The organism is Methanomethylovorans hollandica DSM 15978 (assembly GCF_000328665.1).
GTDB classification, from domain to species: domain Archaea; phylum Halobacteriota; class Methanosarcinia; order Methanosarcinales; family Methanosarcinaceae; genus Methanomethylovorans; species Methanomethylovorans hollandica.
Genome location: NC_019977.1, coordinates 254573 through 274564 on the forward strand (window position 1 = coordinate 254573; position 19992 = coordinate 274564).

The following is a 19992-nucleotide window of genomic DNA, read 5'->3' on the forward strand; positions in this document are numbered from 1 at the left end:
CCCTTGAAAGATGAGTATATGAAATATCTGATCAACGCAAGGACGCAGAGACGCTAAGGCACAAAGTAGAATTTATCTCTGCATCTTCGCGTCCTTTCTCCTTTACGTTTTATCTCTCTTTTCTGTAATTAATATATTAAAAGCAATACTTTTCCCGACTTACCCCATCGCAAACATAATATAAAATGCGTCAGTTTCCATCACTGATTTATATAAAGTCGCATATGAAGAGTATATATAGTCTTTATTGATGCAATTTTGTAGGTGAAGTATGTTACTAGTCGGAGAAGCGCTCATAGGCGAGGAACCAGAACTCGCACACGTAGATCTTATCATTGGTGATAAGAATGGTCCTGTAGGACTTGCCTTTGCAAACGGACTTACCCAGCTGTCCGTCGGACACACCCCTCTTTTGTCAGTTATCCGTCCCAATCTACCAGCCAAACCTTCTACGCTCATTGTCCCTAAAGTTACTGTAAAGAACATGGGACAGGCAGCCCAGATATTCGGTCCTGCCCAGGCAGCCGTGGCAAAGGCTGTTGCAGATTCCGTTGAAGAAGGCGTCATCGACAAAAAGGACGTGGAAGACCTTGTGGTTATAGCCAGCGTGTTCATACACCCTGAGGCAAAGGACTACAACAGGATCTACAGGTACAACTATGGTGCCACCAAGCTGGCTCTTAAGAGGGCAATGGAAGGCTTTCCAAGTGTGGAGACCGTTATGAAAGAGAAGGACAGGGCTGCTCATGGTATCATGGGATTCAAGGTCACAAGACTGTGGGATGCTCCATACCTGCAGGTTGCTCTTGACAACCCCAACATCGCAGCCATCCGCAGTATCGTCGCCCAGATACCCAAGAGCGATCACGTGATACTGGAAGCCGGCACACCGCTCATAAAACGGTACGGCGTGGATGTCATTTCCCAGCTGCGTGAGGTCAGACCTGACGCATTCATAGTAGCAGACCTCAAGACTCTGGATACAGGCAACCTCGAAGCCCGCATGGTCGCAGATGCAACAGCAGATGCCATTGTGATCTCAGCCCTTGCACCAGTGTCCACTCTCCAGAAAGCCATTGAAGAGGCGCACAAGACAGGTATATATGCTGTAATGGACACCCTCAACTGTTCTGATCCGGTAGCAGTGCTCAACGAGCTCAAGAAAATTGGATCACTACCCGATGTTGTGGAACTGCATCGTGGTATCGATATAGAGGAAACGGAACACGCATGGGGTAACATTGCAGATATTAAGGCTTTCTCTACCGAATCTCACAAGGTACTGGTGGCAGTGGCAGGCGGTATACGCATAGACACCATGCCAGTAGCTCTGGAAGCAGGAGCCGATATCCTTGTGGTAGGCCGTGCCATCACCAACGCCAAGGATGTAAGGCAGGTAGCAGAGAAATTCATAGAAGGCATTAACAAATCAGAGATCGACCAGTTCAGGGTCATGACAGATTTCTGAGCGTGTGCATTGCACACGCCTTTTTCAGGAGGGGTTAAAATCAGCTCAATTTTGATAGTGTTGAATCTGAAGACATATCTTGAAGGCACGGGTGAGAACTCAGTAAGGATCGCACAGGCATGTAAGGATGTTGCAGACGATTCGGGCATTGACATTGCAGTTGCTCCGCAGTTCTGCGACATCTATAGGGTGGCTTCCCAGGTGGACATACCTGTATATTCACAGCACCTTGACAGCGTAGGTGCAGGCAGCTTTACAGGCCATGCCTTCTCTAGATGTATTAAGGATGCCGGAGCAGTCGGCACTCTCATTAACCACTCCGAAAGACGGCTCACGCTTGCTGAGATCGATGCTTCCGTGCAGGCCGCAAAGAAATCAGGTCTTGCCACAATTGTCTGCACGAACAACGTGCCCACATCCGCTGCCGCAGCTGCCCTGTCTCCGGATTACGTTGCTGTGGAACCCCCGGAGCTCATCGGTTCAGGTATCCCGGTATCCAAGGCAGATCCAGCAGTTGTCACAGGTTCCGTGGAAGCTATCCTGAAGGTGAACCCTGCAGTAAAAGTGCTCTGCGGAGCTGGCATTTCCAAAGGTGAGGACCTTGCAGCAGCCCTTGAACTTGGTTCAGTGGGTGTGCTGCTGGCTTCAGGCATAGTGAAAGCCGCAAGCCCAAAGGCAGCTCTTGAAGATCTTGTAAGCAAGATCTGATGTTATTTTTATTTTATTTTTGCCTTATTTTTATTGTCAGGGCAGGAAAAACCAGCTAATGAACAGCATTATAATAGCTATGCCTATGCGCTTGTGCATGGGTATGTTGATCCCAAAACTGTTGCGCAACATCTCAGAGATGCCAACAGGCGGTGGAGCTATCATAATTGCCGCCAGGAACAAGGGAATACCTGCAAGCAGGTTCCTTGCTACAAGTATAAGATAGAGGCCCTGCAGTCCAAGATATATTCCAAAGGCAGATAAGAAGAACAAGCCACCTTTCTGGAATCGCAGGCGCTGGTCAGGGGCCATTTGCATTTTGTCAACAAAACCATTTGTTTTCATATTTTCACCGGATACTTCCTATGGTGATTGAACTCTCCTGCATATAACAGTAAGCCTTGTGAATATGACAATGCCATGATCAGGCAGCTTTGTGGTCATACTCTTAACTGGCATCCGATACCACACAGGATCCTTTCTACATCTGTCTGCACTTTTTTTGGCTCCTGATCTGCTAATATACTGATACGGTAGGTAACACTCTTTTTCTCATGAATGAGGTATGTGTCAATGATCTCAGACTCGACTATGTTCTCATTGCCTGATAGCACGTCCAGTATGATTTCAGGATCAGCATTCTCAGGAACTATAACAGATATGTCCCTTCTGTGATGTATGAGATTTTTTCTCTTCCACTCATTCAGCTCCTGAGGTGAAAGCAGTTGTATGTTCTCTATTTTCAGGGATGCTATTTTTGTTCCTTCTGCAAGCAGAATCTCTGTGGGCGTGACCTTCCGGAGTTTACCAACATGTATCTTTCCCGAGTACACATGCAACAGACCGCACTCTTTTCCAACAGATGTCAAAAGGTGTTCATATTCGGATATCTTGTAATTGATCAGCTTGTCAGAACGTCTGAGGGCAGGTGACACATCTCCGAAATGCATGGCTGCATCCTTCATCTTTGTGATGAAACCTTCCAGGTCATGCTCCCTCACCATTTCCGAAGTGCTGTGACATTCCTGAAGGAAGGCATCATGAACTCGAATCACTTCCGGGTTCTCCATCTGTATCATCGCATAGAGGTACGGGTTCTGGCCCAGTATCCTGCCAACGAAATCCAGCATTATGTCATACACAGGGCTCATAAATCTCCTTGATTCTTTCACATTGAAATCAAGCCTGTCCAGTGTTGTACCTATGGTTATGTATGCAAAATGAGTAAGGCCCTGAACTACAGAAACGAATCTGTCATGTTCCTCAGGACCGACGATCACTACGTGAGCCCCGCTTTCCTCTAGCATCTCTCTGATAACAGGGAACCATTTCTGGCACCTGTCAACTATGGGTGTCAGGATGAACCTCTGCCCGTGCAGGTTTGGTATGGTAGGTCCGAACATGGGATGAGTTCCCAGGATCTCCACATCAGCAGGAGCGTATTTCTGCATAGCACGGGTGGGTCCGGTTTTCAGGGAAGTGAGGTCCATGAGCAGGGTGCCTGCTCTCATCAGGGGTGCAACCTCTGCAATGACCTGCTCTGTGATGTCAATAGGCACCGAAATAATTACTACGTCACTCTCGGTCACTTCCGAATGCAGATCATGAGCGAACCTAACATCCAGCCTTTCGGCTATCTCTGTATTTCCGCTCTTGCCCCAGATACTGACATCAAAACCTCTGTTTTTGAAGAAGGTGGAGAACCATTGTCCCATTTCACCGGTACCACCTACTATGAGCATTTTCAAGTTCTCAGTGCTCCCATCACAGCTTCTTTCATCACTTCCACAGGAGGCTCCACGCCTGTCCATATTCTGAAAGCTTCTGCACCCTGGTACACCAGCATCATAACACCGGAAACTGTCTTTGATCCGGCCTTTTCCGCCTCCATAAGCAGTTTAGTCTTCAGTGGATTGTACACAATATCAAAGACCACGAGGCCTGCATGCATCTGCTCCGCTGTCGCGATGGTAGTTTCCACCTGCGGGTGCATTCCTAAGGTGGTGCAGTTGATCAGCACGTCAGCGCTGGCTATAAGATCGTCCAGCTGCTCAAGCCCGCATCCTTTTACGTTGCCTGCAACTGCAACATCCTCTGCTAGCCGCATAGCTCTTTCAGGCGTACGGTTGGCAATGGTCACATCTGCTCCGTCACTTGCAAGCTGGAAACTGATTCCCCTGGCAGCTCCTCCTGCACCGACTATCAGCACCTTTGCTCCCTCAATTTTCACGCCTGCATCTACAAGAGCCCTTTCTGCTCCTATCCCATCCGTATTGTATCCCCTTATGCCGTCTTTGAGGTCCACGGTATTGACAGCTCCCATGACTGCTGCAAGGAGATCTGGTTCCACTATCTTCAGAGCCTCTTCCTTCAGGGGCACAGTAAGATTCAATCCCCCGAATCCCATAGCATGTGCTCCTTTGATAGCATCTTTAAGTTTTTCCCTGCTGACCCTGAAGGCGTGGTAGGTACAGTCCATTCCCTTAGCTTTGAATGCTGCATTGTGCATCACAGGGGATAGTGAATGCTCAATGGGGTCGCCGAAGACAGCAAATATTTTCTTCATAACAACAATCTCATCGTTCTCTTCAGTTCTGCTATGTTCAGCTGCCCCGGTGCCACAGCCTCATCAATTGAGCCATAAGTAAGCACTGACCCATAGAATGGTGCTATTACTCGTGTATGTTTTCCAATATCGCCCATGGATATCAGGCATACGGGCCTTGTAGCTGCATGAGTTACCCGCAGCAGGTTCATGGTGTCAGCAGTCGAATTGGCCTTCGCAGCAAACTTGGCTATATCTCCTCCGCTTTGCCATGCCATTTCCAGCATATTCCTGATCTTTTCCATAGGAGGAGTTCCATTAAAATCATGGTGCGAGACAATAGCTGTCTTGCCAAGCTCGTGTGCAGTGGATATGAGCTTTTCCCGCAGATCGGCCACCGCAGCAAGTTCCACGTCCACCGCATCCACCACAGGCAAAATATCAAGAAGAAGTTGTATTCTTTTTTCTTCAGTTCCTTCCCATTTGCCACCATCATTCGGTAATCTATTGGTTGCAATACATGGAATGTTTACTGCAGCTTTTACTTCTGCAATCATTTTCAGTGCAGACTTAGTATCTTTTATACCAAGCAGGTCCAGCCGGATCTCCAGCATGTCTGCACCCTGCAAGAGCGCTGCTTTTGCCTGTTCCACGGGAAAGCGGCTTATCACAGCCACAACCCCCGGCCCTTCTGACAGGTCCAAGCCACCTATCTTTACCATATGTCCTCTGATCATTTCTCGATGATCGTTTCCTCTACCTTCATTCCGAAATGCCGGCCTATTTCCTCAAATTTAACCAGAACCTCGTCCCCGGCTTTCAGGTCGGTGACAGCTATGGGCTTTCCGCCTTTACTCACCAGTTTGATGGTCTCTGCGTTCTGCACGATGGTCTTGACAGTCTTTCCGTTAAGGTCGGCCTCTATGAGCATAAGGGGCCTTCTCTCTATTTTTACTCTGCCCACGATACCTTTTCTTTGCTCTCCGGCCGCATTAACTATAGCTACTTCATCACCTGCTTCCAGTTCACACAGGTATTTCGTCTTCTCTCCCACCAGTACATAAGCATGTACCGCTCCGGCATTTACTCTAAATGGCCGTGATGCAACATATGGGCTGTCATCAGCTTCCGAATTCACAAGAAAAAGTCCGCAGGATTGTGAGCCTACAAGCATACCTTCCCCGCTTGTCATAAGGTTGCAAGTGTCCACACATACGCGGTCACCCATGCCCACCTGTTCCACTTTTGTGATTGTAGCAGCTCCAAGTTCAAGGGACTCAACACCAGCCCTTTCTGCCATTCCCACAGTTTTCTTTATTTCACTTGGGTCGTCAGTATCCAATAACACTCCATCGGATCCATGTTCCATGGTCTCAAGGGAAAGCTTCGCTTCTTCGGAGGTCCTGACCCCGGAAATGATCTGTACATCTTTGTCATGCAGTCCTGCAATGAGGTTTTCCAGAGGAATAACCTTCCAGTCAGTGCCTACGGTGATGATATAGTCGCAGGCTCCAGCCATTTCTGCTGCGAACTCTTCATATTGTTTATTGCGGATGACTACGTACCCGGCTACCTTCAGGCCTTTGCCTTTCAGGCGGGTGGCCGTTATTATATCAAAAGAGCCACTGAAATCAGGTGGTAGTGGTTTTGCTCCGTCCCCTTCGCTTCCTTTTCCTACTACAATGATGTCTGCAGCAGATTTTTCATCATGGGCAAAAGCTGCAACCTTTATATCTCCCAGTTCTCTTACCTTCTCAACATCATTGGCATCTACCAGTACGTAATCTACACCCGATTCCAGTCCAGTGGTAATTCTTCCTTTCCTGTCATCCCACCTGCCTTCATCGGCTTTTATCCATACGCTTTTCCTGTTCATGTTCTCACGTTGTTTCACTTAAGTATCTCAAGAGCTTCTTCTACAGTACGGTGCTTATGCACTATCTCTGTTATTGCTCTTGTAATTTTTGTGGGTTCCTTGTGCTGGAAAACATTCCTGCCAATGGCAACTCCTCTGCTGCCTGCATCAATGGCACCTCTTATCATTTCCAGGAACTCTTCGTCAGTCTCTGTCTTCGGCCCTCCTGCAATTACAACTGGGACCGGGCATCCTTCTACAACATCCTTAAATGAATCTATATCTCCGGTATACACTGTCTTGACAACATCTGCTCCAAGTTCTGCCCCCACTCTTGCAGCATGGGCAACCATCACAGGATCATGTGGGTTTGTCACCTTTTTGCCCCGTGGATACATCATGGCAAGTAATGGTATGCCCCAGTTATTGCAGTCTTCGGCTACCTTCCCAAATTTCTGTAGCTGGTCAGCCTCAGTTTCAGAACCCACGTTCACATGTATGGATACAGCATCAGCTCCCATCTTCATTACCTCTTCCACACTGCAGACCTGTACTTTGTTGTTAGGGTCCGGTCCGAGGGATGTGGATGCGCTTATATGGACTATTAAGCCGACATCATGGCCATATCCGCGGTGTCCGTGCTTTATCATACCTTTTTGCATGAGTACCGCATTTGCTCCCCCATCTGCTACTTTATTGATGGAATCTGCAATATTTATAACGCCTTTAATGGGGCCATCGGATATGCCGTGATCCATTGGTATGATTACCATATTCCTGCTGTTCCTGTCCATTATCCTTTCGATACGTATACTTTTTCCTATTTCTGACATCTTTATGATCTCCATGTTAATACCGTGCTAGTATGTTACATAGTAACATGGTTAAGGTATATAAAGTTATTTAAGAGCGTCAGTAGATTTCAAGTCCTTGCATGTCAGAAAAGGGTTACTGTCAAATTTTGTCCTCTAAAGTAATGTCCTCTATCACAACACCATCTGAGGTTATTTCATATATCGCAGGACTTTTCACATGGTCGCTGCTTCTCATCTTGATTATGGATATGGACTTTCGCAAACCGGAAGATGTAAGGCGCTGTTGCAAGATCATGACGCTATCTGCAACTGTTACTATTGGTATATCGCACGTATTCGAGCATTCTTTACCTTCCGGGTTAAGGCAGGTAAGAAGTGATGTAATACCCAGGTTCCTAAACATTCTTGTGAGAGCAGCTATATGCTCTTTTCTTACTATCGGGTCCATAAGAGCATAATCAAAACCATTCACCGCATCCAGGAATATTCTCTGTGCCCCGGTTTGTATGATAGTTTTCTTTAATTGCATCATATGTTTGTTAGGGTCAAGCGAGGAAGGTAATGTGTGGATTATCTTTACTTTACCTTTTTCTTCCATTCCCTTCAGGTCCCATCCAAAATTAGAAGCATGTAGGTATAGTTCTTCTGGAGTTTCTTCAAAATTAATGATGAGCCCCGTTTCTCCTTTTTTTGCCCCTTCTATTACAAATTGGAGTCCAATTACGGTTTTACCGGTACCTGTAGATCCTGCAATAAGATTGGAGGAACCTTTGAATAAGCCGCCCCCCAGCATTCCATCAAGCTTGGATATGCCTGTAGAAATACGTTCTTTAGAAGCAGGTATAGAATGGTCGGCTTGCGCAATATCTTTAGGATAAACGGATATGCCATCAGTTCCGATCTCAAATGTATGCTCTCCTTGTATCGAAGACATACCACTTACTTTCATTAATTCGATATATCGCCTGGTAATATGTGTGTCAAAATTTTGCGAGAGGTATATTATATTATCCACTATGTCACTGATCACATTGCTCTTTACAGCTCCTGATTCCAGAGTTCCTGTAAAGTATACCACTGCATCCCATTCGTTGAGAGCAGCGTTAAGAGAATATATAAATCTTCGCCTTTCAGCTTCCGGGAATCCGAATCCAATAGGTGTGACAGGATCTATTAGTATCCTGTCAGGTTTAAGTGAACTTACGATATTCCCCAGTTCGACAAGCATGGTGAGCGGGTCTCTTTCCACACTGCTGACATTAAATGTGCGAATGATAATACTCTCTTCGAAGAAACTGAACCTTGAAAGTATCTGTCGTATCAAAGATTCGGGTTTAGGAGAAATTGCTACGTACAGCACCTTCTCTCCTTTTTTTGCTGCAGCGCATAGGCTCTGCATTCCAAGGGTCGTTCTTCCTGTACCAGGTGTTCCTGCAATGAATGTGGTCGAGGGACTAAGGACCCCTCCACCAAGGACCTCGTCCAATCCCTCTATTCCGGTAGACACGATTTCCAAAACAACATCCTCGTGAGATTTAAATTTATTTACAATATATTATTTATTTCCTATAAGTATTTATTTATACGCATTTAGGCATAGTAAGCTTCACTTTTTTGTGGTGTTCTAAAAGAGCATATTAAAAAGAGCATATGTATTTATATTGATTCGCCATACTTGCGATAAATACCCGGGTGGGTCTCTATCATGAAAACAATGAATATTCTTGTTATCAATAACTATGGTCAATTTTGTCATCTCATTCACCGTACTATCCGGGACCTGGATATGGATACGACCATAATCTCCAATACTTCTTCCGTAGAAGACATCCTTTCAAAAGGACCGGACGGACTGGTACTCAGTGGCGGTCCGACTTTGGAAAGGGCAGGCAATTGTGCGCAGTACATAAGGGAGATCGATCTTCCTATTCTTGGAATATGTCTTGGGCATCAGGTAATGGCCAAAACATTTAGAGGAGAGATCGGCCCGGGTAAATATGGGGGATATGCCGAGGTTGAAGTAGAGGTCCTTGAAGAAGATAATATCCTTCAAGGAATGGCTCCCACGACATCTGTATGGGCATCACACGCGGATGAAGTAAAATCTTTACCTGAAGGTTTTATTCAGCTGGCAAGGTCCGGAATTTGTGAAATAGAAGCTATGAAACATGAACAAAGGCCACTTTATGGGGTTCAGTGGCACCCTGAAGTTGCCCACACAGAAAAAGGCAAGGACCTTTTCTTAAATTTTTTTCAGGTATGTGAGGATTATTAACCCATAACTTTGGTTTTACATGCCGAATTTCTTCATCATTTTCTGCATGTTGAATTTCCCGCCACGCAAACCTTTCATGGTATTCTGCATCGTCTTGTAGTACTTCAACAATTCCCTTACATCATCAGGGCCGCATCCTGATCCCATGGAGATTCGCTTAATTCTGGCACTTCCTATAAGGCGTGGATTAAGCATTTCTTCCTCAGTCATGGAGTCCATGACCACACGGTACTTTGTAAGTTTCTCTCCTGTTACCTGGTATGCTTCCTCAGGTACCTTTACACCCATACCTCCCAGAGGCAGCATCTGCATGATCTGTTTCATTGGGCCCATTTTGTTGAGGGTTTCCAGTTGCTTGTACATGTCTTTGAGAGTGAAGCGCCCTCTCATCATGGCTTCCATGTCAAGTTCCTCTTCCTTTAGATTTTCCTGGGCTTTCTCTATGAGTCCCTGTATGTCTCCCATTCCAAGCAATTTGGATATGAACCTGTCAGATTCGAACTTTTCCAGGTCTTCGGGTGTTTCTCCAACACCGATGAACGCTATGGATGAGTTAGTTTCAGATACTGCAGATATGGCTCCGCCACCCTTTGCAGTACCATCCAGCTTAGAGATGACAACTCCTGAGATACCTATAGAATCGTTGAATGCTCTTGCCTGTTCGCTTGCCTGCTGGCCGATAGCGCCATCAAGTACAAGCAGTTTGTAGTCCGGATGTGCAATGGCATGGATCTGTTCCATTTCCTCGATGAGGTCTTTTTCAAGAGAGTGACGTCCGGCAGTGTCTATTATGATAACATCATATTTTTCTACTTCCTTAAGGCCTCTTTCTACGATCCCCACTGCATCAGGATTGCCTTCTTCTCCGTAAAACGTGACATTGAGCTTGCCACACAGCGTCTTCAACTGCTGGTATGCACCGGGCCTGAACGTATCTGCACATATCACTGCAGGTCTTAGACCCTTACGTTGGAAATACCTTGCAAGTTTTGATGTGGTGGTTGTCTTACCACTACCCTGAAGACCTATCATCATGATCTTCTGGGGTTTCAGAGGAATGTCGGTACCCTTGCCGATGATATTAATAAGTTCCTGATAGACGATCCTTATAACATGCTCCCGGGGGTTCATTCCCGAGGGCACATCTTCCTTCATAGCACGTTCCTTGATGTGGTTAGACATCGTCATGACAAGCTTAACATTAACGTCAGCCTGTAGCATTGCTCTCTGGATGTCCTTTACAACTTCATTGACCGTGTGTTCGTCTATCCTGCCGGACTTGACGAGTTTCTTAAGTGCATCCTGTAAGGAGCCTCCGAGTTTTTCCATTACCATTTAAGGATCGCCCTGTTTCAGTTCTTTTTCATTATTAAAGGGTTGCCTTTATTTAATTATATTGCAGGAAATCTGTACTTACGTCAGCACAGTTTTCTTTCTCAAGGCACATACCGGGAGTGGTAAGTATATTGCCTTCTACCTTCTGACTATTTGATAGACCACAAATACGGGGGTTAAAAATGTGGGCCGTTCTATAGCATCAGACATGCCATTGTTCCATGTTTCTTTTGCTAGAATTTTGATGCCAAAAAGCTAGTGCAAGAGTATGGGAAATCCATAAAAAAAAGAAAATACCGTTTTTCATCCATCTGGAGAATAATGCCTTTTCACTTAACTATCATTACCCGTGTCTTTGCATGCCTTGCAACATCCACAGCCACGCTTCCTACCAATACCCTGTCGATGCCAGATCTTCCCAGAGTACCCATTACTATCAGGTCAATATCGTTCTTCTCTGCAAAGTTGATTATCGCAGAACCCGGATGTCCTTTGACCATCACGGCCTCAACTTCCACTCCTGCCTTTTTTCCCATCTCCACTACTACATCAAGTGCTTTTTTCCCATCAGTTTCCAGATTTATTTCAAAATCTTTCTCTACAGGAGACACTCCTTTAGAAGGCTCTATAGGCACACCAAAATATGACAGGTGAGGTATATCCGGCAAGGCGTTTAGTGCATATATTTTCGCTCCTGCAATCCTCGCGATCTCTATGGCAGATAATGCTGCATTCTTAGCATTTTCTGAGCCATCAGTTGCAATAACTATCTTTTTGTACATTTCACTCTGCATAATATTAATTCCCCTTTTTATCTATTATAAAAAGAGTAAGCTCCTAATGTCATAAAGCTTTTGGATAAGTTTAATAAAGGTTCTATGGAACTCATTTTCCTTCTTACAAATATTTGCGGAGTAATTATCAATAAGGATAGTTAGTGCTCGAAATTAAATCAGAATAAAAAAACACAGTTTAACAAATACAGTTAATACAAAATTAGTAGCGGGGAATGGATTCGAACCATTGGTCTACGGGTTATGAGCCCGTCGGGATCTCCTGGCTACCCTACCCCGCTTCATGTTTTATTTGTTTTAATTACTGATGTACTCCCCTTCAACGGTATCATTCTAGATAAATGTTACGATAGACTGGAAAGTGACTATGCAAAAATGAATATTTGTAATTCATGTATGATAATGTGGGCATTGTTATAATTGTAGGAAGGGTTTTAATATATCCCTGCGCTAATTAAAAAACGGTGAAATATGTCACATAAGTGCACCAGATGTGGAGGTATATTCGTTGATGGGGCAGCAGTAATCCTTAGTGGCTGTCCTTCATGTGGATGGAATAAGTTCCTCTACGTCAAAGGTCCTGAAGAAGAGCATCAAGTCTCTGAAAAAGCCGCTCATGAGGTCCTTGACGAAACCCACGGTCAAGAGACTCCGGCAGAGAAGCTGATAAAAGAGATAGACGAGATCATCGGTATAGAAAAAGAGGAACGTAGTGTTACAGAGGAGGATGGTGACAGGGTGGAGTCTGTTCGTATACTTGGTCCCGGATCGTACGAACTTAATCTGGCTTCCCTGTTGCATCGTAAGGAAATAATCATGGCTATAAAAGAAGACGGCACATATGCCCTTCACCTGCCTTCTGTTTTCAAGGCAGAGAGAAAAGAAAAGAAGAGGTGACCATTTCCGGGGAGGCGTGCAATGCGCAGCGTTTACAACCGGTTCTGGGAAATAGATGCACTAAGGGGGGTCGCCATCCTCCTCATGGTGTTATTCCATTTCCTTTATGACCTTATGTTCTTTAATATATTACAAATAGACCTGTTGTCAGGGCCAGTGTTCTATATCGGCAGAAGTGCAGCTATTCTTTTTGTCTTTCTTGTAGGTGTTTCTCTTACCTTGAGCTATTCCAGGGGGAAAGTGTCAGGTTCGCAAATCAGTTTCAAAAAATACCTTAAGAGGGGTTTTCACATCTTTCTCTGGGGTATGGTGTTCACCCTGGGCAGCTGGCTCTTTTTCCCGGATAAAGTGATAGTTTTCGGTATTTTGCATTTCATTGGCTTAGCGATCATATTGTCATACCCTTTACTTGGATACCGGCTTCCTAACCTTATAGGAGGTTTCATGGTTCTTTTTCTGGGCAGGTCAGTGGAGGACTTTGCAGTTAATTTTCCATGGTTGTTATGGCTTGGTCTGACTCCTGTAGGTTTTCAGACCCTCGACTATTTTCCGCTGTTGCCCTGGTTCGGTGTCACTATGTTTGGGATATTCACAGGCAATACTCTGTATTCTGGTTATCGCCGTAAATATGAACTTTTTGATCTCTCTCTCAATCCACTGATATCTGCTCTTGAGTTCATGGGGAGAAAATCACTGTCAATATATCTCATACATCAGCCATTGCTTGTGTTTGTTCTGTACTTTTTTGGAGTTATTGATGTAAACTCCATAGGGATCCAGTAGCTTTATAACTGCGCTATGAAAAAGCTTCTCAGAAATCTGTGATCAAAGTTTGCCTTTCATCTATCTTCTCAAGATTTGAAACTCCAACTCCCAGCAATCTGAACCTGCCGGTCCCTATAAACTCTTTCATTAGGTACATGGCTTCTCTTCTCATAATGTAGAGGTCTGTGCTGGCACAGCTTAAAGTCCTGGAGCGCGTATATGTACTGAAGTTCTCATATCTCACTCTGATAGTGATGGTACGAAAACGGTATCTCTTTTTCAAAAGGGATGCATGTACTTTCCCGGACAGAGCGTAGAATACTTTTTTGATGGTGTCAGGGTCAGCTATATCCTCATCGAAGGTATCTTCTTTACTTATGGATTTTATTCCCTCTCTTTCCTCTATCTCTCTTTCATCGATGCCATTAGCCATCCCATGCATCGTGAGTCCTAATTTCCCAAAACGTGCTATGAGTATTTGCACATCGTATTTTGCGAGCTCTCCGACCGTTTCAAGCCCCATTTCATGCAACAGCGGTGCAGTTTTTTTTCCAATTCCGGGTATTTTAGATATGGGTAATGGGTCCAGGAATTGCCTCACTTCCTCTGGTCTTACAACAGTAAGGCCATCGGGCTTATTGAAATCAGATGCGATCTTGGCTATCACTTTATTTGGTGCTATTCCCACGGAACATGTAAGCCCTTCCATGTGCAGTATCTTTTCCTTGATGGTCTTTGCTACATCAATGGCTTTGTCGTATTCTGTGATGTCCTTGCCAAGTTCCATATATGCTTCATCCACACTGACTTGCTGAAATCTTAAAGAGAAATCTCTGACTATTTCCATTATCCGGGTAGATGTGCATTTATACAGTTCCATATTGACCGGAAGGTATACTCCACCGGGACATAGTTTATAAGCTTTGGATATGGGCATTCCCGAATGTATGCCATATTTGCGGGCTTCATAGGAGCAGGTACTTACTACGCCTCTTCCAATACCATTTTTAGGGTCGGAGCCCACTATGACTGCTCTGCCCCTCAGTTCCGGGGCTTCTCTTGTCTCCACTGAAGAATAAAAACTGTCCATGTCAATGTGCAGTGTTATACGTATTCGCTCTATACTCATTTAGAATCTCATATATAATTAAGGGATTATAGTTAGTGATCCATGCGGAGTGAAAGTAATTTATTGGAATGTGCTTCTTTCCGGTGTATTGAAATAACATCATCTGCTTACTATTACAGAAAGGGATCCCAATGTACGTATATATTGCTATTATGGCTTATTTTGTTGTATTGTTCCTCACATTGAGGGATATAAGGATCTTCAGGCGTACGGGGATCATCTCGTACAGAAAGGGTGCCTTGAAAGGTATCATCGCCTCTTTTGTAATGCTTGTAGGTGTGGTCCTAACAGTATTAAACCCTGAATTAGGTCTGTTGATAGTGTTCATCGGTCTTTATGTAAACCGCAAGGGCCAAAGGGAAGTAGTTTTCAGGCAGGCGAATACTCTTGACAGACTGCTTGGAAAGACCGATATATGATGTTGTGAATTTGCACTTTTGTCCGGTACACCACTTTTGTGGAATGTAGGATTTTGTTAGATGTATCTTTCATTCCAAAAGTTATAAATGCATGAGTAGTTATAAGCGGTACAAATTCCACTTTGGAGAAATCCTATTAAAATAACAATAATATATTCATCATAAATGGAGAGACATACATGGGAAATATAAGACAGAACAACATCAAGACAATTTCATTTCGCCTTATTGAGTCTTACGGTGACGTTTTTACAAAGGACTTTGACGCGAACAAGCAACTTGTTTCAAAGTATACCACCATTGAAAGCAAGGTCATAAGGAACCGTGTGGCCGGCTATGTCACACGCAAGATGACACACGTACGCATGGAATAAAGATCCGGTCGAAGTGGTACCATGTTCGAAGGAGTATTTCCTGCTCTTATTACACCTTTCAATGCCGATAACAGGATAGATGTCGCGTCTTTCAGGAACATTGTCGAGTATGTGGAAAAAGGAGGTGTTGCAGGAATGGTGGCTTGCGGGACTACTGGTGAGTCCGCGACCATGTCCACTCAGGAGCACATGGAGCTCATCGATCTTACCGTAGACTGTGCCAACACCACTGTTATCGCTGGTACTGGTTCTAACAACACCACTGAAGCAGTGGAGCTTACAAGGCATGCATACGATGCAGGTGCAAATGCAGTGCTGATCATATCTCCGTATTACAATAAGCCCAACAATGCCGGCCTCATTGCACACTTTTCCAGCATTGCCAGGTCTGCGGATATCCCTGTTATCCTGTACAATGTACCCTCGCGCACAGGGCAGGACATGCCTCTGGAAGTTATTACTGAGCTTTCCAGGATCGAGAACATTGTTGGTATAAAGGAAGCAAGCGGAAATCCTGTGAAGGTTTCCCGCATTATTGAAAATACAGTGGATGAGGACTTTATGGTCATTTCAGGTGAGGATGGCCTTACATTGCCCCTTATGTGTATGGGAGCAGTGGGTGTTATCTCAGTGGTTGCCAATGTCGTTCCTGAAAAAATGACGGAGCTTGTGAACGCAGTTAAAAACAATGATCTCAAAAAGGCTCAGGCACTTCATTATGAGCTTGCACCTCTCACACGTGCCCTTTTCTCAGAAACGAATCCTATTCCTGTAAAGAAAGCTATGGACATGCTGGGTCTGGCAAATGGCAGACTAAGACTTCCTCTTGCTCCTTTAAGCAGAGAGCATGAAACGATCCTTGAAGATGTAATGAGGGGTCTGGGGTGTATATCATGATAAGGGCAGCAGTCACAGGAGCATCAGGAAGGATGGGTAAGCTCATAATTTCCAACATTATTGCTTCTGATGGAGTGGAACTCTCAGCGGCATTCGATCTGGTGAACATTGGTAAGGATGCCGGAGAAACTGCACAGGTAGGTAATCTTGGAGTTCCCATATCCGATGTAAAGGATATGGAAAATGTCCTTAAGGAGTCATCTACTGATGTACTTATCGATTTTACTATAGCCGATGCAACTGTTGTCAACGCTCCAAGGGCAGCTTCTGCAGGTGTGAATTTGGTCATCGGAACAACCGGTTTTTCCAGCGATCAAAAACAGATCATAGAGTCAGCTGTTTCTAAACACGGTGTAGCAGGCATTATTTCGCCTAACTTCTCAGTAGGTGTAAATGTGTTTTTCAAGATACTCGCAGAATCCTCTAAATACTTGGCAGATTTTGACATTGAGATCATCGAAGCACATCACAACAAAAAGAAAGATGCTCCAAGTGGCACTGCTATGAAGGCTGCAGATGTTATCAGTGCTGTACTGGGTGGCAAGGAATATGTGTTTGGCCGCCAGGGTATTGCACCACGTAAAAAGGAAATCGGAATTCATGCGGTGCGTGGCGGGGACATTGTAGGTGACCATACGGTACTATTCGCAGGAGATGGTGAACGTATCGAGGTCAAACATCAGGCACATTCCAGACAGGCATTTGCTTCAGGTGCTGTAAAGGCTGCCGCGTGGATATGCAATGCCGGTCCTGGTATGTATACCATGGAAGATATTCTTGGCTTGTAAGTCTATTCTCTTAATAGGTGGTCAGCTATGTCTTCTGATATTATACGCTCACAGTAGGCGCAGCGCAGGTTAATTGTATTGTCTTCCTCATATACGTGGAATTTAGATGTGATAGGTTCAGAACTATTTGATATGCAGTTAGGGTTAATACATTGGACCACTCCCTCCACATATTCCGGGATTTCTACTCTGTTCTTTTTGAGGACTTTAAAATCCCTTATTATATTGATAGTCGCATTGGGAGCTATCAGTGATATCTTATCTAGTTCTTTAACTTTCAGTTCTCTGTTCTCGATCTTTACTACGTCTTTCTTCCCATACTTGCTGGGAGAATTAATGAGGACACTCACCACACTTTTAAATTGGCTAGGCAGTTTGAGTATATGCAGGACATTAAGGGCTTGCCCCGCATTTATATGATCGATTACTGTACCATTTTCGATTGGGCGGACCCTGAGTCCGGGTTCCAGTTCAAAGTCCATATGCTCTGAGTTCATTCCATCCCTCCCATTACAAGAGCCAGAAGTGCCATCCTTATGGGCACTCCGTAAAAAGCCTGCTTGAAATAACAGGCATGTGAAGTACTATCTACAAGCGGGTCTATCTCATTTACTCTGGGCAGAGGATGCATGATCTTCAGATGGCTTTTAGCATTCTCGAGAAGTTCAGGTGTGATCTGCAGGCTGCTCGCCACGCGAAGGTATTCCGCAGGATCGGGGAACCTTTCTTTCTGTATTCGTGTTACATATAACACATCCACCTCAGTTATAGCCTCATCGATGGAATCTGCTTGTCTCACATTCACACCCCTGGCTTCCAGATCTTTTATTATCTCATAGGGCATGCGTAGTTCATCCGGTGAAACAAGAGTTATATCAGCTCCGTAATGAGCAAGTGCATAGCACAGAGAATGCACGGTCCTTCCATATTTCATATCTCCTGCCAGTGCTATCTTCACACCTTCAAGTTTGCTCTCACGCTTGATGGTGTAAAGGTCAAGTAATGTCTGAGTAGGATGATGTCCTGCCCCATCTCCAGCGTTGATCACAGGAACCTGAGAAAACTCTGAGGCCATGCGTGCCGCACCTTCCTTTGGATGTCGCAATATGATGGCATCTGCATAGCTCTGCACTACACGAATGGTGTCAGCAAGTGTCTCTCCCTTGGATATGGAACTTGCATCCACGGATCCCATGCTGAGTACTTCTCCTCCCAGCCTTATCATTGCGGTCTCAAAAGACATGCGTGTTCTGGTACTAGGTTCAAAGAACAGTACTCCAAGCACCTTACCAGCAAGCATGCCAGAGCGTTCTTTCCTGACAGCTATCGGTTCAAGTTTCTCCGCTGTCTCAAGTATATGGTCGATCATCTCTTTTGAGAAATCTTTCATCGATAAGATGTGCAGGTCTTTGAAGTACATTTATCGTAAAAAGTGCAGCATGGAATATAATATTTCCCGGTCTCTTCATTGGTGAATCTGGTAGTTGTTCATTTACTTTCTTTCTTTATCTGTTATCCTGTCCTCATTTTCCAAAACACTCCTTCCCATGTTGCGTTTGCTCACATTCTATATCATATCCCTCGATTAAGTTTATAGGTATTAAGGTCTGTTTAATTATAACAAATTATATTCAGAAGGTGATTACATAAGACCTATCATTCAGGTAGCCCTTGACCTAGTCGAAACAGACCGGGCCGTACAGATTGCGAAAGAAGCTATTGAAGGGGGTGTTGACTGGATAGAGGTTGGTACTCCATTGATCAAGAGCGAGGGAATGGAAGCAGTACGAACACTAAAAAAAGCTTTTCCTGATAACATAATTCTTGCCGATATGAAAGTGGCTGATACAGGTGCAATTGAAGTGGAAATGGCTTCAAAGGCAGGTGCAGATATTGTCATGGTGCTGGCCGGAGCCGATGATTCTACTATCATTGAATCTGTGAAAGCTGCAAAAAAGTATGGTGTGAAGCTTATGGCAGACCTGATATCTGTGGATGATCCCATAACAAGGGCCAGGAAACTTGAACAAATGGGTGTGGATTATATCAATGTACATTCAGGTATTGACCAGCAGATGGTAGGTAGGGATCCTCTGGATATTGTATCTGAGGTCGTAAAGGAAGTATCAATTCCTGTTGCAGCCGCAGGTGGTCTTGATGCAGCGGGTTGTGCCAGAGCAGTGCTTGCCGGAGCAAGCATTGTCATTGTAGGTGGCAACATCATAAGGTCTGCAGATGTGCATACTTCTGCCAGGAAGGTAAGGGATGCTGTAGACTCTCCTTCTGTGATACAGGTTTCAAAGCCTTCTCAGGATTCTGAGATCCGTAAGTTATTACTGGAAGTTTCCACGGCCAACATCTCAGATGCCATGCACCGTAAGGGTGTCATGAAAGATATCCGTCCTATGCTGAAAGGTAAAAAAATGGTAGGCACTGCTATAACGGTACAGACCTTTGGGGGCGACTGGGCAAAGCCCGTTGAGGCCATAGATATGGCAAAAGACGGGGATGTCATTGTTATCTATAATGGCAGGAGAGATGTCGCTCCCTGGGGTGGTCTGGCAACTCTCAGTTGTCTGAACAAGGGTGTTGCCGGGGTAGTTATTGATGGAGCTGTAAGGGATATCGATGATATCAGCACCATGAGCCTGCCGGTGTTTGCAAGCAGCTATGTGCCCAATGCCGGTGAACCTAAAGGTTTCGGTGAGATCAATACCGAGATCACTTGCGGGTCACAGACTGTCAAGCCGGGAGATTACATTGTAGGCGATGATAATGGTGTTGTCGTTATACCAAAGGAGAATGCCTATGAGATCGCAAGAAGGGCTAAGGAAGTGGAAAAGACCGAAAAACGTCTTTTTGAGGAGATCAAAAGGGGTGCTACTCTTTCAGAAGTGATGCAGCTTAAAAAATGGGAGAAACAGTAAT

At 44.8% G+C, this 19992-nt stretch carries 22 protein-coding genes and 1 tRNA gene; 10 read left to right on the forward strand and 13 right to left on the reverse strand.

All coding sequences use genetic code 11. The features are described 5' to 3' along the window. Window positions 1-271 precede the first annotated feature (271 nt). Together METHO_RS01290 and tpiA are read left to right on the forward strand one after the other, a co-directional pair. Window positions 272-1468, forward strand: a complete 1197-nt coding sequence (locus METHO_RS01290; RefSeq protein ID WP_015323707.1) for a bifunctional 5,6,7,8-tetrahydromethanopterin hydro-lyase/3-hexulose-6-phosphate synthase — start codon at window positions 272-274, stop codon at window positions 1466-1468. A 39-nt stretch (window positions 1469-1507) separates the two neighbouring features. Then, a complete protein-coding gene (gene tpiA, locus METHO_RS01295) occupies window positions 1508-2176 on the forward strand; it encodes a triose-phosphate isomerase (protein ID WP_048831187.1) in 669 nt (222 codons plus the stop codon). A 36-nt stretch (window positions 2177-2212) separates the two neighbouring features. Here tpiA and METHO_RS01300 read toward each other — a convergent pair whose 3' ends face one another. The 7 genes from METHO_RS01300 to METHO_RS01330 all read right to left on the reverse strand — a co-directional run bounded on the left by METHO_RS01300 (window position 2213) and on the right by METHO_RS01330 (window position 8898). Then, complete coding sequence (locus METHO_RS01300) at window positions 2213-2521, reverse strand: hypothetical protein (protein ID WP_015323709.1); 309 nt, start codon at window positions 2519-2521, stop codon at window positions 2213-2215. 95 nt (window positions 2522-2616) lie between these two features. Beyond that, window positions 2617-3918 (reverse strand): prephenate dehydrogenase, encoded by a 1302-nt coding sequence (locus METHO_RS01305; protein ID WP_015323710.1) that lies wholly within the window; start codon window positions 3916-3918, stop codon window positions 2617-2619. A gap of 2 nt (window positions 3919-3920) precedes the next feature. Then, entirely contained in the window at window positions 3921-4742 is an 822-nt protein-coding gene (aroE, locus tag METHO_RS01310) for a shikimate dehydrogenase (protein WP_015323711.1), read from the reverse strand. Then, window positions 4739-5458: a type I 3-dehydroquinate dehydratase gene (aroD, locus tag METHO_RS01315; RefSeq protein ID WP_245546313.1), complete on the reverse strand. Its 720-nt coding sequence runs from the start codon at window positions 5456-5458 to the stop codon at window positions 4739-4741. The genes aroE and aroD overlap by 4 nt, the downstream gene beginning before the upstream one ends. Next, window positions 5455-6597, reverse strand: a complete 1143-nt coding sequence (locus METHO_RS01320; RefSeq protein WP_015323713.1) for a 3-dehydroquinate synthase II — start codon at window positions 6595-6597, stop codon at window positions 5455-5457. The genes aroD and METHO_RS01320 overlap by 4 nt, the downstream gene beginning before the upstream one ends. Before the next feature lie 14 nt (window positions 6598-6611). Further along, complete coding sequence (locus METHO_RS01325; protein WP_015323714.1) at window positions 6612-7409, reverse strand: 2-amino-3,7-dideoxy-D-threo-hept-6-ulosonate synthase; 798 nt, start codon at window positions 7407-7409, stop codon at window positions 6612-6614. A 121-nt stretch (window positions 7410-7530) separates the two neighbouring features. Continuing rightward, window positions 7531-8898, reverse strand: coding sequence for an ATPase domain-containing protein (locus METHO_RS01330; protein ID WP_245546340.1), 1368 nt, complete (start codon window positions 8896-8898; stop codon window positions 7531-7533). Window positions 8899-9096: 198 nt separating this feature from the next. On the opposite strand from METHO_RS01330, the gene METHO_RS01335 reads away from it, so the two are divergent. Further along, window positions 9097-9666, forward strand: coding sequence for a GMP synthase subunit A (locus tag METHO_RS01335; RefSeq protein ID WP_015323716.1), 570 nt, complete (start codon window positions 9097-9099; stop codon window positions 9664-9666). 15 nt (window positions 9667-9681) lie between these two features. Here the strand turns inward: METHO_RS01335 and METHO_RS01340 are convergent, their stop codons facing one another. The 3 genes from METHO_RS01340 to METHO_RS01350 form a co-directional block, all read right to left on the reverse strand. Beyond that, entirely contained in the window at window positions 9682-11001 is a 1320-nt protein-coding gene (locus METHO_RS01340; RefSeq protein ID WP_015323717.1) for a signal recognition particle protein Srp54, read from the reverse strand. Between the two features lie 329 nt (window positions 11002-11330). Continuing rightward, complete coding sequence (locus METHO_RS01345) at window positions 11331-11795, reverse strand: universal stress protein (RefSeq protein ID WP_015323718.1); 465 nt, start codon at window positions 11793-11795, stop codon at window positions 11331-11333. A gap of 206 nt (window positions 11796-12001) precedes the next feature. After that, window positions 12002-12076: transfer RNA gene (locus METHO_RS01350), tRNA-Met, on the reverse strand. A gap of 190 nt (window positions 12077-12266) precedes the next feature. Here METHO_RS01350 and METHO_RS01355 point away from each other — a divergent pair. Together METHO_RS01355 and METHO_RS01360 are read left to right on the forward strand one after the other, a co-directional pair. Further along, window positions 12267-12692: a Zn-ribbon domain-containing protein gene (locus tag METHO_RS01355; protein ID WP_015323719.1), complete on the forward strand. Its 426-nt coding sequence runs from the start codon at window positions 12267-12269 to the stop codon at window positions 12690-12692. 21 nt (window positions 12693-12713) lie between these two features. Beyond that, window positions 12714-13475: a heparan-alpha-glucosaminide N-acetyltransferase gene (locus tag METHO_RS01360; protein ID WP_015323720.1), complete on the forward strand. Its 762-nt coding sequence runs from the start codon at window positions 12714-12716 to the stop codon at window positions 13473-13475. 28 nt (window positions 13476-13503) lie between these two features. On the opposite strand, the gene dinB is transcribed toward METHO_RS01360, so the two are convergent. Next, a complete protein-coding gene (gene dinB, locus METHO_RS01365; protein ID WP_015323721.1) occupies window positions 13504-14586 on the reverse strand; it encodes a DNA polymerase IV in 1083 nt (360 codons plus the stop codon). Window positions 14587-14717: 131 nt separating this feature from the next. On the opposite strand from dinB, the gene METHO_RS01370 reads away from it, so the two are divergent. The 4 genes from METHO_RS01370 to dapB all read left to right on the forward strand — a co-directional run bounded on the left by METHO_RS01370 (window position 14718) and on the right by dapB (window position 17064). Further along, complete coding sequence (locus METHO_RS01370) at window positions 14718-15005, forward strand: hypothetical protein (protein WP_015323722.1); 288 nt, start codon at window positions 14718-14720, stop codon at window positions 15003-15005. Window positions 15006-15184: 179 nt separating this feature from the next. Then, entirely contained in the window at window positions 15185-15379 is a 195-nt protein-coding gene (locus METHO_RS01375; protein ID WP_015323723.1) for a 30S ribosomal protein S17e, read from the forward strand. Between the two features lie 21 nt (window positions 15380-15400). After that, window positions 15401-16276 carry a 4-hydroxy-tetrahydrodipicolinate synthase gene (gene dapA / locus METHO_RS01380; protein WP_015323724.1) on the forward strand — a complete coding sequence of 292 codons (876 nt, stop codon included), beginning with the start codon at window positions 15401-15403 and terminating at the stop codon, window positions 16274-16276. Beyond that, window positions 16273-17064, forward strand: coding sequence for a 4-hydroxy-tetrahydrodipicolinate reductase (dapB, locus tag METHO_RS01385; RefSeq protein WP_015323725.1), 792 nt, complete (start codon window positions 16273-16275; stop codon window positions 17062-17064). Before dapA ends, dapB begins: the two co-directional genes overlap by 4 nt. 2 nt (window positions 17065-17066) lie before the next feature. On the opposite strand, the gene pyrI is transcribed toward dapB, so the two are convergent. Together pyrI and pyrB are read right to left on the reverse strand one after the other, a co-directional pair. After that, a complete protein-coding gene (gene pyrI, locus METHO_RS01390) occupies window positions 17067-17561 on the reverse strand; it encodes an aspartate carbamoyltransferase regulatory subunit (protein WP_015323726.1) in 495 nt (164 codons plus the stop codon). After that, window positions 17558-18484: an aspartate carbamoyltransferase gene (pyrB, locus tag METHO_RS01395; protein WP_015323727.1), complete on the reverse strand. Its 927-nt coding sequence runs from the start codon at window positions 18482-18484 to the stop codon at window positions 17558-17560. Before pyrB ends, pyrI begins: the two co-directional genes overlap by 4 nt. Window positions 18485-18710: 226 nt before the next feature. Here pyrB and hxlA point away from each other — a divergent pair, with 226 nt between their 5' ends. Next, window positions 18711-19991, forward strand: a complete 1281-nt coding sequence (hxlA, locus tag METHO_RS01400; protein ID WP_048830967.1) for a 3-hexulose-6-phosphate synthase — start codon at window positions 18711-18713, stop codon at window positions 19989-19991. Window position 19992 lies beyond the last annotated feature (1 nt).

Bases quoted from the DNA above. Each gene is read 5' to 3' on its own strand.
- pyrB (WP_015323727.1), bottom strand. From the start codon at position 18,484: ATGTACTTCAAAGACCTGCACATCTTATCGATGAAAGATTTCTCAAAA.
- METHO_RS01290 (WP_015323707.1), top strand. From the start codon at position 272: ATGTTACTAGTCGGAGAAGCGCTCATAGGCGAGGAACCAGAACTCGCA.
- pyrI (WP_015323726.1), bottom strand. From the start codon at position 17,561: ATGAACTCAGAGCATATGGACTTTGAACTGGAACCCGGACTCAGGGTC.
- dapA (WP_015323724.1), top strand. From the start codon at position 15,401: ATGTTCGAAGGAGTATTTCCTGCTCTTATTACACCTTTCAATGCCGAT.
- METHO_RS01305 (WP_015323710.1), bottom strand. From the start codon at position 3,918: ATGCTCATAGTAGGTGGTACCGGTGAAATGGGACAATGGTTCTCCACC.
- dinB (WP_015323721.1), bottom strand. From the start codon at position 14,586: ATGAGTATAGAGCGAATACGTATAACACTGCACATTGACATGGACAGT.
- METHO_RS01370 (WP_015323722.1), top strand. From the start codon at position 14,718: ATGTACGTATATATTGCTATTATGGCTTATTTTGTTGTATTGTTCCTC.
- aroD (WP_245546313.1), bottom strand. From the start codon at position 5,458: ATGATCAGAGGACATATGGTAAAGATAGGTGGCTTGGACCTGTCAGAA.
- METHO_RS01375 (WP_015323723.1), top strand. From the start codon at position 15,185: ATGGGAAATATAAGACAGAACAACATCAAGACAATTTCATTTCGCCTT.
- METHO_RS01320 (WP_015323713.1), bottom strand. From the start codon at position 6,597: ATGAACAGGAAAAGCGTATGGATAAAAGCCGATGAAGGCAGGTGGGAT.
- METHO_RS01325 (WP_015323714.1), bottom strand. From the start codon at position 7,409: ATGTCAGAAATAGGAAAAAGTATACGTATCGAAAGGATAATGGACAGG.
- aroE (WP_015323711.1), bottom strand. From the start codon at position 4,742: ATGAAGAAAATATTTGCTGTCTTCGGCGACCCCATTGAGCATTCACTA.
- dapB (WP_015323725.1), top strand. From the start codon at position 16,273: ATGATAAGGGCAGCAGTCACAGGAGCATCAGGAAGGATGGGTAAGCTC.
- METHO_RS01335 (WP_015323716.1), top strand. From the start codon at position 9,097: ATGAAAACAATGAATATTCTTGTTATCAATAACTATGGTCAATTTTGT.
- METHO_RS01360 (WP_015323720.1), top strand. From the start codon at position 12,714: ATGCGCAGCGTTTACAACCGGTTCTGGGAAATAGATGCACTAAGGGGG.
- METHO_RS01340 (WP_015323717.1), bottom strand. From the start codon at position 11,001: ATGGTAATGGAAAAACTCGGAGGCTCCTTACAGGATGCACTTAAGAAA.
- METHO_RS01355 (WP_015323719.1), top strand. From the start codon at position 12,267: ATGTCACATAAGTGCACCAGATGTGGAGGTATATTCGTTGATGGGGCA.
- METHO_RS01345 (WP_015323718.1), bottom strand. From the start codon at position 11,795: ATGCAGAGTGAAATGTACAAAAAGATAGTTATTGCAACTGATGGCTCA.
- METHO_RS01300 (WP_015323709.1), bottom strand. From the start codon at position 2,521: ATGAAAACAAATGGTTTTGTTGACAAAATGCAAATGGCCCCTGACCAG.